The sequence below is a fragment of the Bacillus sp. FSL R9-9497 genome (genome assembly GCF_038005805.1).
GTDB lineage: Bacteria > Bacillota > Bacilli > Bacillales > Bacillaceae_G > Bacillus_A > Bacillus_A cereus.
In genome coordinates this window covers 378015-390783 of the sequence record NZ_JBBOTY010000001.1, presented here as the reverse complement: position 1 = coordinate 390783, position 12769 = coordinate 378015, and the positions used below count along the sequence as shown (strand labels likewise).

Sequence of the window (12769 nt, the reverse complement as noted above, 5' to 3'; positions counted from 1 at the left end):
CTTTCTCCGTTATTTATACTAAATATCTTTACGAACAATTGGCATACTCATGCAACGTGGACCCCCACGACCACGAGATAATTCCGAACTTAGAACCTCAATCACTTCTATACCGTGTTCCCGTAATAACGTATTAGATACATAGTTGCGATCATATGTAACAACTACACCTGGCGCGATTGCTAATGTGTTCGAGCCATCATTCCATTGTTCACGAGCAGAAGCAATTACATCTCCTCCTCCACATGGAATTAGAACTAATTCACTTAAGCCTAATACCTCTTTTAATGCTTCCATTAAAGAAGTACGATGTGTAATTTTAAGAGTTTCCTCATCTGATCCTTTTTCTAAAATATAAATATTCATATTCCCTTTTGGCCCTTGAATGGCTGGATGAATTGTAAACTTGTCATAATCAACCATTGTAAATACTGTATCTAAATGCATAAATGCTCGGCATTTTGGAATTTCTATTGCTAACACTTTCTTAATTTTATTTTGTCGGCTAAAGAGATTTTTAGCTAAACGTTCAATTGCTTTAGCTGAAGTACGAGCAGATACTCCAATCGCAATTGTTTCTTCATTTAAAATTAGCTCGTCGCCACCTTCAATTGGAAATTTATAATCACGATCTAACCAGATTGGTACATTATGTTTTGCAAATCTTGGATGATATTTAATGATGTACTCCATGAATAATGATTCACGTCTACGCGCTGGTTCTCTCATCTTATTTATCGTTAAGCCATCGCCCACGCTAGCTGCTGGATCACGAGTAAAATATAAATTAGGCATTGGATCTAAGTAAAACGGATAGTGATCTTCCATTAATTCATATAAATGTGTCTTCTTACTTGTTTCAATTTCGTTTTTCCGTACACCGCCCATAATTTTTTGAATTAATTCTTCATTTGAAAAGGAAAGTAAATATTCTTTTAAAGTTTGATGTGCAACATTTACGTCGGCCTGTCCTTCTTTTAAAATACGATCAACAAATTCTTCTCGAAGTTTTTTATCTACTAACGCCTCAGCGGCTAGTTTTTCTAAATAAAGAACTTCAACACCCCGATTGCGTAACGTTTGTGCAAAATAATCATGCTCTTTTTGAATAATTGGTAAGTATGGAATATCGTCAAATAATAATTGCTGCAAATAATCTGGCGTCAAGTTTTCCACTTCTTTACCCGGTCGTTTTAATAAAACCGTTTGTAATTCTCCAATTTCTGAAGTAACATGTATCGGATGTTTCATTTGTTGTACCTCCTTTTAAATATGTTTGATGTCTTACAAGTACATAATAAATGCTCTGCACTTTCATCTTTGTGAAAGTATCCACATTATCATTGTGAAATATTAAACAAGTTATTTTTTTAAAATCATACGAATATGTATTTTTATAACAAACTATCTCGCTTTCTCAATAAAAAATACATATATTACGCATATATGTTGAATATTTAACTTCCGTATTTAAACAAAAATCCTGTTTTTAATTTTATTAAAAACAGGATTTTTGCATCTAAATAATTAAATTTAATCTTTCTTCTATAATCTCCCTATCTGATTTCGACTGTGAAATTATAAGGCATGTATCATTTCCGCATATACATCCTATTTTTTCTTTCCAATCTAACTCATCAAATAAAACACCAATAACATGTGCATTACCAGGTAATGTTTTAATAACCATTAATTGATCTACACAATCAATTTTTACAACAACTTCTCGTAATTTTTTCTTTAACTTTATATCAGTTTGTACATGCTCTTCTGAGAAAACTTTATATATCATTAATCCTTCTTGAGAAGGTACCTTCGTTAAGTTTAACTCACGAATATCGCGAGAAACCGTAGCTTGTGTTACTAATACATCTTTTTTTGCTAACAATTCTACTAATCTTTCTTGCTTATCTATTTCATACTCCTTTACAAATTGTTTAATTAACCGTTGTCTTTTTTCTTTTTTCATAAAAGACACCCCTTTTAATATTATAGCTCGCTATAATTTTCATCCGAAAGGGACAGAAAAGAATGTTGCGGAAACGTTCATAGTTTAACTGTAAATATTAAATCAAGCTAAATAAAAAAGAGAAGAACAGCATTCTGTTCTTCCTTTTACATTGAAAATCGTTCAATTGTTTGTTTCAAATCAGTTGCTTGCTTCTCTAAATCCTTTAATAATTGATCGATTACTATCATATTTTTAGACTGTTGTAGCGTCACACGCGCCACTTCTTGCGAACCAGCTGACGTTTCTTCAGCAATTGCTGCTACAGCTTTTGTTTGTGCTCCTGTTTGATGAATGTGGCTCACTTGTTCATTCATATAACTACTAATTTGCTGAGTTGCATCGGCTACTTCCATAACACTTGATGACATTTCTTTTAAAATTAATTCCGTAGCTTCCCCACGTTTCGCCTCTTCTTTAGCTATTTTCACTTGTTCTGTCATTTTCATTGCAACTTGTTGTACTTCATCTTGCATATTCCGTAATAACTGCGATATGTTTCTTGCAGAATGATCACTTTCATCAGCAAGTTTACGTACTTCTTCCGCAACAACCGCAAAGCCTCTTCCATGCTCTCCTGCGCGAGCTGCCTCAATAGAAGCATTTAGTGCTAATAAATTCGTTTGGCTAGCAATCGCACTCACAACAGACACAATATGTTCTACTTGTTTCATTCGTTCTTCTAACTTCTGTACATTTTGCATTGAATCTTCATTTTCTTTTGCCAATGTTTGAATACCTTGAATTAAAGACGTAAAGACACGAGTACTATGCCCTAAAGCTTCAACCATTTCTGAAGACAATGTATCAGACTGCTTCGCTTTTTCTTCTACTTCACTTGCAATAGAAGTCGTTGTATCAACAGCAGAAACAATTGCTTGAATTGATGCCGCTGATTGCTCAGCGCCTGAAGAAATTTCTGCAAGTGTCTCTGATACACCTTGCGCTTGTCTCGTTGCTTCGCCTGTTTGTTTTCTAATCTGCTGTACTTGATTATTTGTATACGAAAATGTTGTATCAATATTTTTTACCATGCCCCTTAAGTTTCCTAACATCATATTAAATGCAACACTTAAAGATTTAATTTCATCATCTGTCTTCGGTAATGGAACATCTTCACGAATATCACCCTCAGCTGCTTTTCTTGCCGCTTCCTCTAACTTGCGAAGCGGTTTAATTAAAAATACGGCTGCTCCATATGCTAAAATTCCAGACCATACTACCCCTAATAACATAACGATAATATTATATACAGTTTGACTTACATAACTTTGAAAATAATCGTATATCACGTAAATAAAAAAGATACTTGTTGAATATGTAATAAAAGCTAAAACTGTAGTGAATAGCATAAGTTGTGTACGTAATCCAAAAGAAAATGTTTTCCTTTCTTTTTCCATCTTCCCTTTCCCCCTTTTTATAAGCAATATAAATACTACCTATATATTATTATCCATATTTTCATCATAGAAGGATATAGAGATTTCAAAAAATATTATTTCTTTGAATATCAAATTGCACGAAAAAAATAAAGGATTCTGACAATTTATGACTAATAACAGAAATAAGGGGCAACATTTGTAAAATATATTTTTAACTGGGGGTTTTGTATGATTCAAGTTCGAAATCTAGTAAAATCATTCGGTTCACTTGATGTGTTAAAAGGAATTGATTTAGAAGTAAAAGAAAAAGAAGTTGTTGTTTTAATTGGTGCCAGTGGTTCTGGTAAAAGTACATTACTTCGCTGTCTTAACTTTTTAGAAATGTACGATGAAGGCGAAATTCACTTACAAGGTGAGCGAATTGAGCCAAAGCATTCAAATTTAAATAAAGTCCGTGAAAATGTCGGTATGGTTTTTCAGCACTTTAACCTCTTTCCTCATATGACCTCACTAGAAAACATCATAGAAGCACCTATTCACGTAAAAAAATTAGAGAAAGCAAATGCAAAGGATATTGGAACTCAACTTCTCCAAAAAGTCGGCCTTCAAGATAAAGCAGATGTAACTCCTCATCTTCTTTCAGGTGGTCAAAAACAGCGCATTGCCATTGCACGAGCTCTTGCAATGAGCCCTAAGATTATGCTATTTGATGAGCCTACCTCAGCTTTAGACCCTGAACTTGTTGGAGAAGTATTGCAAGTTATGAAAGAACTTGCTGAAGAAGGGATGACAATGGTTATTGTTACTCATGAAATGAATTTCGCAAGAGATGTAGCTGATCGCGTCATCTTTATGGATGATGGAAAGATTGTAGAAGATGCTCCGCCAGCACAATTCTTTTCAGCTCCATCACATGAACGGGCAAAACAATTTTTACGCAACGTTTTATAATGTAACTTTTGTTTCGAACGAAAAAGAATACATTCATACGGTGCACAACTAATCATCCAAATAAAATATTTCAATAACATACTAAAAAACCATCCGTATGATCAATATATAGGAGGGATTTTATGAAAAGAAAACTATTAACCATTGTTGCTAGCATTACACTATGTACATCTTTCATACTAGGAGCTTGTAGCAAAGAAAGCTCTACTACTTCAACAAATGGTGAAAAAGAATTTCGCTATGCGATGAGTGGATTATACAAACCTTTTAACTATAAAGAAAATGACGGCAAACTTGTCGGTTTTGATGTAGAAATCGGTGAAGCTCTTGCTAAAAAGATGAACATGAAGGCTACGCCAGTTACAAACCCATGGGAAACGCTGATTCAAGGTCTTCAAGCGAAGAAATATGATGTAATACTGGGTAGTATGGCAATTACAGAGGAGCGCTTAAAAGCTGTTAGTTTCTCAAATCCGTACTATCGCTCCGGCGCCCAAATTTTTGTAGCTAAAAAGAATAACGCTATCTCTTCTCCAGAAGATTTAAAAGGTAAGAAAATTGGTGTTGTAAAAGCTAGTACCTTTAAAAATCTTGTTGCAAAATATACAGATCAAATCACAGAATATGACAGCGATATTACTGCTCTTATGGATTTAGAGCCTGGGCGTGTTGACGCAGTAATTACGGATCAAATGGTTGGTCTACGTATGATAAAAGAAGGAAAATCAAATATAAAAGAAGCCGGAAAACCATTAAATCTTGATGAAATGGGAATTGCTATTCGCAAAGATGATAAAGAAATGGTTGAGAAAGTAAATAAAGCGTTAGATGAAATCATTAAAGATGGTACGTATGAAAAGATCAGTAAAAAATGGTTCGGGCGTAATATTCTCGGTGAAGAGGAAAAAACGAAGTAAGTTAGCCATTCAAAAGATTCATAAACAGTGCCCCACTGATTAATTGTTCATTTCATGTGGGGCATTTCATTCTCTACTAAAATCTATACAATATGAGGTGAAACGCATGTTTGAAATTTTTATCTCTACCTATCCCACACTCTTAAAGGCTACTATTGTCACATTACAATTAACATTAACCTCCCTAGTACTCGGTTCATTAATTGGATTATTATTTGCTTTCTTTCGAATCTCGAATAACAAAGTTTTAAATAGCATTGCTCATATCTATATTGCTATTATTCGTGGTACACCTTTAATCGTTCAAATCGCAATTCTCTATTTTGGCATTACATCTGTCATTGTTTTCTCCCCTTTTTGGGCAGGAGCAATCGCTTTAGCAATTCATAACGGTGCATATATTACGGAAATTTTCCGGGGATCCATTCAATCCGTCGACCGGGGACAATTGGAAGCCGCTCGCTCCTTAGGTATGCCTTATCCTTTAGCTATGCGCCGGATTATATTACCACAAGCATTTCGTCTGTCTCTTCCTCCTCTAGGAAACCAATTTATTATCGGATTAAAAGACTCTTCACTTGTCGCTTACGTAGGACTGTCCGAATTATGGGGATCAGGTTTATCAATTGCAGCAGGTAACTTCCAACAATTAGATACTTACATAATCGTTGGTGTATACTATCTCGTACTTGTTCTTCTATTTACTTATTTTGTTAATCTTTTAGAAAAACGACTACAACGAAAAGAAACTAACTCCGTCCAATTCCATAAAAAGAACAAAAAAGAAGTTTCTTTATAAGAAAAAGCAAGCCTGAGATGGCTTGCTTTTTCATTGCAAAAATATATTAATTTTTACTGATTTACTTTTTTAATACTCTTTTCTTCCTCTATATGTTCCTCACGATATGAAATATTATGAGGATCTAGTCCATTTCCTAAAGAACCATAGAAATGCTCTCTATGCGGATCCACTAATTCACTTCCTTGATAATACACACGTGGTGTATTCCATAGCGCTGCCAAAGCTTTTGTCATCGGCATCTCATGATAGCGTTCCGGCCACATTTCTTTAATCTTCTCTTTTACTAACGGATAGTATTTAGAACTCATAGCAGGAAACAGATGATGTTCTGTATGATATGAGAAATTGAAATGTAAAACGTCTACCCAGCGCGGCACTGTTACTGACAAACAGTTTGCTAACGGATCATTTACTGGAACAATTGGATTTAAGCGGTGATTTGTTGCGATATATGCCATTACAATAAAGTTAGCAATTAACAACGGAATGACATATGCAAATAACCATTTTCCAGGTCCCATAATAAACAATAAACTAATCCAAACTGTCCAAGGCAAAAGAAGTTGAAGCCATACAGATTTTTGATTGGATGACTTGAACTCTTTTATAAAATGAAAGAACATTCGAGTCGAATGCAATGTAAATTGAATTGTTAGTGACAGAAAACTAAAGAATGAACGTACATGTAAAGGCATACGATATACCCAACTCAAAAACTTACTCTTCTTAAGTTTCTCAAGTGTCGGCCATGCATCCGGATCATTCTCTTCATGCTGTGTATGAACATGATGCGTTGCATTATGCCACTTTCTCCAAAGCTTTGGCCCTGTTGATAATGGCATAAATGCAATCGCGCCTAAGAAATCACGAAGCCATGCCTTTCTTACAACAGTTCCATGTAAAATTTCATGCCCTAAAAATCCAAGTGAAGCAAAACATAATCCAAGAACAATCGCAATTCCTAGATTCGCCCACACATTCAATTCAAATACACCAATCGATATTAACCCCGCCAATGCCACAAGCAAATAAGCCAGTCCACCAAATAAACGAGTAGGCACTGGTTTAAATGCTTTTTTCGGCAAATGTGGTGATACACGTGCTGCATACCACCCAAACGTATGAAGCTCCTTCATCCTTTTGCTCCTTTCTTATGCCGCGCCTTGCGCAACTTACATATATCAATTCTTGCTTCCAGATTGATTTTACTAGATGATCCAAAAAGCATCTATTATAAGGAAAATATACTCACTCTATCGTCACTTATTTTTCGCTTTTATTATCAATGAAAAACATTTCTCTTTTTACTCTCTATCAACCTTTCCACATGATGAATCATAACAATAGAATTTCTATATTGTCAACACCTTTTATGACCTAGTAATAAAAGGTGGTTATATTTTTATAATCATACTTTATTTCACTAAAGAAAATGTATATATTCCATAAGGATTTACCCACTCTATATAGACATTTTCTTAAACGCCATAGACTCTATCTCATTCAATAACTCCCTATGTAATCAACAAACAGAATCACTTGAATTTAGTTTTATATAAATCCTACTACTTCATAATGCCCCACCTAATTAATTATATTAAAATAATTTATAACCTCTTTTAATAAAAATAGACTACTTCTAAAACAACACACATAAATTTCATATAATATGGAAATATTAAAAGGAAAATTGTTCTAAAATCAGGAGGTTTCCGCAATGACAAGTGATACATTTCCACAACTGCCGCTATCTTATTGGATTGAATCTACTCAGCTTCCTACTTTCCCTCGTTTATCCGAAAATATAAAGACGAAAGTTGCTATTATCGGTGCTGGTATTACAGGTATTACTACTGCCTATTTACTTGCAAAAGAAGGCATCGATGTTGTTTTAATTGATTCTGGTCGTATTTTAAACGGAACGACTGGGCATACAACAGCGAAAGTAACAGCACAACATGATCTTATTTATGATGAATTAATAAACCATTTCGGTGTAGAAAAGGCCGGGCTTTACTATGAATCAAATAATCAGGCTCTACAATTCATAAATGAAACTGTTCAAACATATAAAATCGACTGTAATTTCTCAAATGAAGATTCATATTTATATACAACTACCGATAACGGATTAAGAAATTTATCGAAAGAATATGAAGCTTATCAAAAATTAAATATACCTTGTGACTATGTTCAATCTCTATCGATTCCTATTCCAGTACAATCTGCGCTTATAATGAAAAATCAAGCACAATTCCATCCCCTTCTTTATTTAAAAACACTTTTAGAAAAGTTTGTGGAGATGGGCGGAAAGCTCTACGAACAAACAACAGCTATGGATGTGGAAAAGGGAGATCATCCACAAATAATTACAAAAGAGGGCCATCATATCACTTGTGAATATGTCGTCTCTTGTTCACATTTTCCTTTTTATGATGCGAATAGCTTTTTCTTTACGCGAATGTACGCAGAACGCTCCTACGCTCTTGCAATAAAAGCAAAAACGGATTATCCAGGTGGCATGTATTTAAGTATTGATGATCCAAAGCGCTCCTTACGCTATATAACAAACAATGGAGAAAAATTAATTTTGATTGGCGGAGAGAGTCATAAAACAGGACAAGGAATAAATACGATGCTTCATTATGAAGCACTTTATTCTTTTGCTGAAGCAACTTTTGGAATAGACGAAGTTCCTTATAGATGGTCAGCACAAGATTTAATCACTCTAGATAAGCTTCCTTATATCGGACATATTAACGAAAGAAATCCAAATATATTTGTTGCAACTGGATATCGCAAATGGGGCATGACAACTGGAACTGCTGCCGCTCACCTACTGAAGGACTCCATCCTAAAAGTCCACAGTCCCTATAAAGAACTGTATGCACCATCACGCTTCCATGCAAATCCAGATATAAAAACGTTCCTCTCCCAAAACATTGATGTTGCGAAACATTTAATTGAAGGAAAGATTGAAACCGCATTACGTAAGCCAGAAGATCTCGAAGTTGGTGAAGGATCTGTCGTACATGTTAACGGTAAACGAGCAGGTGCTTATAAGGACAAAGAAGGAAAATTACATATCGTCGATACAACTTGTACACATCTCGGCTGTGAAGTTGAATGGAATAATGGTGATTGTACTTGGGATTGCCCTTGCCATGGTTCTCGTTTTTCAATTGAGGGAGACGTTCTTGAAGGCCCAGCAGATCAACCGTTAAAACGAGTTGATAATGAGTAAACAAATAAAGAAGTTCAACAGAATTACTGTTGTACTTCTTTATTTGTTATAAAATCTTTTCAGATAAATTTCGACACAGGGAGGGAAATATTAACATTAAATAAAATAATATATTCATCTACAAATTAAAAGGGGTGAATATTATGCAACCTTCAGCTCCACCTCATCTAGAATCTACAGAAACTATCTTTTCAAGCTCTATTACAAAACTTGTTGTTTTTATTTGTTGGCTAGCCATTTTAGCTGATGGATATGATTTAGGTATTTACGGTGCCGTTCTACCAAAGCTCCTAGAAGACAAAAGCTGGGCGCTATCACCAGCGCACGCTGGTACAATTGCAAGCTATGCTTTATTTGGGATGTTTATTGGGGCTATTCTAGTTGGAGCGATTACAGATCTAATTGGGCGTAAATGGACGCTTATATGCTGTTTAGCACTTTTTTCTATCACAATGGGTTTAGCGGCTATCGCTTCTTCTCCTGAGTTATTTGGATTATCTCGATTTATAGGAGGAATCGGATTAGGCGGTGTTATCCCAACGGCTTCAGCACTTACTGTTGAATATTCACCAAAAAAAAGGCAATCTTTTATTTATGCTCTTATGTTTACTGGCTATCCTTTAGGTATCGTATTAGGTGCTATTTTGTCTATGTTTATGTTAGAAGATTTCGGATGGAGAATTATGTTTGGTATCGGAATGATTCCACTACTCCTCATTCCTTTCATTATTCGCTATTTACCTGAGTCCATTCAATTTTTATTATCACGTAATCGCCAAGAAGAAGTGAACCAAATTCTTAATCGTTTTCAAATTGAATTTCATGTAAAAAATAAAACTCATCAAGCTCCATCTACTATACGAAAGAAAACTGGATTTTTTACTTTATTCTCAAAAGAATACATAAAAGCAACGCTACTTTTTTGGATCACTTATATAATGGGAATGTTTTTAATATACGGTTTAAATACTTGGTTACCACAGATGATGCGCCAGGCGGGATATCCTCTTGGATCTAGTCTGTCTTTTCTACTTATGCTAAATATTACCGCAGCTGTTGGTGCGGTATTCGCTGGAGCAATTGCTGATCGTATAGGCGCAAAAATTGTTATTAGCATCTCTTATCTTATGGCAGCCATATGTATCGGACTATTAACAATCAAGCCATCTGTTACAATCATTTATCTTTTAATTGGCCTTGCTGGTATTGGATCGGTCGGTATTACTCAAATATTAAATGCATATGTAACACAATACTTCCCATCACATATCCGAGCTACCTCCTTAGGCTGGGGACTGGGACTTGGCCGAGTTGGTGCAATTGCTGGCCCTATTCTCATCGGTATTATTATGACAATGCAATATGACTTAGCATGGAATTTTTACTTATTCTCCTTTGCAGGTCTTATCGCAGCTATATCTGTTTTCTTCGTTCCTACAAAATAAAAAGAGCACAAACTTACTTGTGCTCTTTTTCATATGCTTCAAACAACATGTCTCGAAATAGTGTATTTAAAATTTCAATATCGATCCCTGATCCCTTTTCAATTCCTTTTACATATTGCCCATAGTAATGAATTTGTTCTTCTAAAAATTGATTTAGCACCTTAATTTTCAATCCAACATCTAATTCAGTACCTGCTTTTTTCTTTATTAACAACTTTTCAATCTCATCTAATACACTACTTTCTAATGGTAATTCTGTAATCAATCGATCAAATTCTACAGGTGGTAAAGTTGCTTTCTCTTCTAGCCACTTACAAGCTAAAATAGGACGTAATACATAAAAGTACTTTTTCAGCTTTACATTCTCACCTTGCAAAAATTCACGATAATTTTTCGACGCCATATGTAAATAATGATATATCGTTGCTTTTGGATCAAAATTCTTCTCACTCATCTGTTGAAGTAGTTCTGGAAAATTAGAGTTTTTCGAATAAAAAATTGGTGATCGATTCCACTCAAGTAAAGCTGGGTTCGACTTCGCGAATAGTTGCAACGCCTTTTTAATATCCCAACCACTTATATCTAAATCATCACTAATTGGATATTCAATTACATCTCGTTTGTCATGAATTGATAAATACCATTCTACCGGATGTATATAAACAAACCTAACATCATAATCGCTATCTTTCGATGGAAACCCCCAAGCACGACTCCCTGATTCCACCGCAAATAAAATTTTCACATCATTCTCTTTTTCAATTCTTTCTAACTCCAACTCGATTTTCTCTCTCATTTCATAACATCTCCATTTTTTGATTATTTCCTTGGAAATTCGACAATACACTATTAATTTTACTACATACTAAAAAAACTGTCAGAAATTACTGACAGCCTAATAAAACTTCTATTGTTGCTTTTCAATTACAGTAGCAGCAATTCGTTCAAACTCTTTTTGAATCTCCTCTTTATATGCATCTACTATTGAAAAATCCATAGCAGCAATATAAATTCGTTCTAATTTATCACGAACCGATTTTGCTTTCGCTAAGAAAGACATTGCCTCATTCATTTTTGCTTTATACTGAATGGAAACATCACGAATTTCCTTCGCATATTTCTCATCAGTCCCTGGCGTAACAATAAGGGCATACATATCAATAATTTCATCACCCTCACGACTTGGAAAATATTCATGCGGTGCGGTGCTATCAAAAATTGCAAAGCCTAATTCTCTTACGATAACCATATCAAGACTATGCGGGTCAAATCCGCAATGATATACTTCAACTTCAAATCCTTTTTCTTCAGCTGCCTTAGCTAACTTTTTGAGCATCGTTGATTTTCCAGAGCCTGGGCGCCCTTTTATAAAATAACGATGTGGTAACCCTTCTGTTAAATTAGGAACAAAGTCAACTGCTCCTTTCGGTGTTGCAGCTCCTAAAAAACGATGTTTTACAAGCGATTGTCTCCCGCTTTTATCTGCAAATAATTTCTGGATTAGCTGATCGGTTAGTTCATTTGCTTTATTAAAATCTATATTATCAATATATATCTTCTCCCACTCATCATGTATAACCAATGCCTCTTTAAAACGTGCGTAAGCAGACTGAAAAGCTTTGCTTGCTTCTGAAACAAATCTTTCAATTTCTAACTTCTGCTTTCTTAGTTTATCTGAGTCCCAAGCAATTCCTAAATTTATATACTCTTCAACAACTCCTGGCATTTTTGGCTCAATAACATGCGGTGATGTCCCATCAACAATTCCTACTTTTAATTGTGGGATAATTACACCATCAACCGATTTATTGTCAGAAGAACAATGTAAAAATTCAATATCATATCCTTTTCCAACCCATTCACGACCTATTGCCTTTATTAAAGAAGATTTTCCCGTTCCCGGGCCACCCTTTAAGATAAATAACCTGTCTAATCCTTTTAAATTCTCTTCGTATAAATTGTGAAATCCCCTAGCTGTATTACCACCAGCATAATAATTCAATACATTTCCTGTCACTGC

At 34.8% G+C, this 12769-nt stretch carries 10 protein-coding genes and 2 pseudogenes; 5 read left to right on the top strand and 7 right to left on the bottom strand.

Annotation, left to right across the window (positions count from 1 at the left end; all coding sequences use genetic code 11):
- Positions 1–18 precede the first annotated feature (18 nt).
- The 4 genes and pseudogenes from arcA to MKY21_RS31100 form a co-directional block, all read right to left on the bottom strand.
- Positions 19–1251 (bottom strand): arginine deiminase, encoded by a 1233-nt coding sequence (gene arcA, locus MKY21_RS02080; protein WP_000682331.1) that lies wholly within the window; start codon positions 1249–1251, stop codon positions 19–21.
- Between the two features lie 268 nt (positions 1252–1519).
- The gene (gene argR / locus MKY21_RS02075; protein ID WP_000711827.1) at positions 1520–1969 is read right to left on the bottom strand and encodes an arginine repressor; all 450 of its coding nucleotides are present in this window, start codon (positions 1967–1969) and stop codon (positions 1520–1522) included.
- Positions 1970–2115: 146 nt separating this feature from the next.
- Positions 2116–2688, bottom strand: a pseudogene (locus MKY21_RS31105) (methyl-accepting chemotaxis protein); the annotation flags it as partial.
- 369 nt (positions 2689–3057) lie between these two features.
- Positions 3058–3243: pseudogene (locus MKY21_RS31100) on the bottom strand (HAMP domain-containing protein); the annotation flags it as partial.
- A gap of 375 nt (positions 3244–3618) precedes the next feature.
- Here MKY21_RS31100 and MKY21_RS02065 point away from each other — a divergent pair.
- The 3 genes from MKY21_RS02065 (at position 3619) to MKY21_RS02055 (ending at position 6057) form a co-directional block, all read left to right on the top strand.
- On the top strand, positions 3619–4341 hold the full coding sequence (locus MKY21_RS02065; protein ID WP_000616934.1) for an amino acid ABC transporter ATP-binding protein: 723 nt from the start codon (positions 3619–3621) through the stop codon (positions 4339–4341).
- Positions 4342–4463: 122 nt separating this feature from the next.
- The gene (locus MKY21_RS02060) at positions 4464–5258 is read left to right on the top strand and encodes an ABC transporter substrate-binding protein (protein WP_000823768.1); all 795 of its coding nucleotides are present in this window, start codon (positions 4464–4466) and stop codon (positions 5256–5258) included.
- 43 nt (positions 5259–5301) lie between these two features.
- Positions 5302–6057, top strand: coding sequence for an amino acid ABC transporter permease (locus MKY21_RS02055; protein ID WP_115735448.1), 756 nt, complete (start codon positions 5302–5304; stop codon positions 6055–6057).
- A 53-nt stretch (positions 6058–6110) separates the two neighbouring features.
- On the opposite strand, the gene MKY21_RS02050 is transcribed toward MKY21_RS02055, so the two are convergent.
- On the bottom strand, positions 6111–7196 hold the full coding sequence (locus MKY21_RS02050) for a fatty acid desaturase family protein (RefSeq protein WP_000661226.1): 1086 nt from the start codon (positions 7194–7196) through the stop codon (positions 6111–6113).
- A gap of 581 nt (positions 7197–7777) precedes the next feature.
- On the opposite strand from MKY21_RS02050, the gene MKY21_RS02045 reads away from it, so the two are divergent.
- The gene (locus tag MKY21_RS02045) at positions 7778–9304 is read left to right on the top strand and encodes an FAD-dependent oxidoreductase (RefSeq protein ID WP_000199992.1); all 1527 of its coding nucleotides are present in this window, start codon (positions 7778–7780) and stop codon (positions 9302–9304) included.
- 143 nt (positions 9305–9447) lie between these two features.
- Positions 9448–10749 (top strand): MFS transporter, encoded by a 1302-nt coding sequence (locus tag MKY21_RS02040; RefSeq protein WP_033693073.1) that lies wholly within the window; start codon positions 9448–9450, stop codon positions 10747–10749.
- A 13-nt stretch (positions 10750–10762) separates the two neighbouring features.
- Here the strand turns inward: MKY21_RS02040 and MKY21_RS02035 are convergent, their stop codons facing one another.
- On the bottom strand, positions 10763–11545 hold the full coding sequence (locus MKY21_RS02035) for a nucleotidyltransferase domain-containing protein (RefSeq protein WP_341075321.1): 783 nt from the start codon (positions 11543–11545) through the stop codon (positions 10763–10765).
- A gap of 111 nt (positions 11546–11656) precedes the next feature.
- Positions 11657–12766: a PRK06851 family protein gene (locus tag MKY21_RS02030; protein ID WP_000147485.1), complete on the bottom strand. Its 1110-nt coding sequence runs from the start codon at positions 12764–12766 to the stop codon at positions 11657–11659.
- Positions 12767–12769: the final 3 nt, after the last annotated feature.

What these genes read in the sequence shown, in the direction of transcription:
- argR (WP_000711827.1), bottom strand. Translation starts at nt 1,969, where the DNA reads ATGAAAAAAGAAAAAAGACAACGGTTAATTAAACAATTTGTAAAGGAG.
- MKY21_RS02040 (WP_033693073.1), top strand. Translation starts at nt 9,448, where the DNA reads ATGCAACCTTCAGCTCCACCTCATCTAGAATCTACAGAAACTATCTTT.
- MKY21_RS02065 (WP_000616934.1), top strand. Translation starts at nt 3,619, where the DNA reads ATGATTCAAGTTCGAAATCTAGTAAAATCATTCGGTTCACTTGATGTG.
- MKY21_RS02060 (WP_000823768.1), top strand. Translation starts at nt 4,464, where the DNA reads ATGAAAAGAAAACTATTAACCATTGTTGCTAGCATTACACTATGTACA.
- MKY21_RS02045 (WP_000199992.1), top strand. Translation starts at nt 7,778, where the DNA reads ATGACAAGTGATACATTTCCACAACTGCCGCTATCTTATTGGATTGAA.
- arcA (WP_000682331.1), bottom strand. Translation starts at nt 1,251, where the DNA reads ATGAAACATCCGATACATGTTACTTCAGAAATTGGAGAATTACAAACG.
- MKY21_RS02050 (WP_000661226.1), bottom strand. Translation starts at nt 7,196, where the DNA reads ATGAAGGAGCTTCATACGTTTGGGTGGTATGCAGCACGTGTATCACCA.
- MKY21_RS02035 (WP_341075321.1), bottom strand. Translation starts at nt 11,545, where the DNA reads ATGAGAGAGAAAATCGAGTTGGAGTTAGAAAGAATTGAAAAAGAGAAT.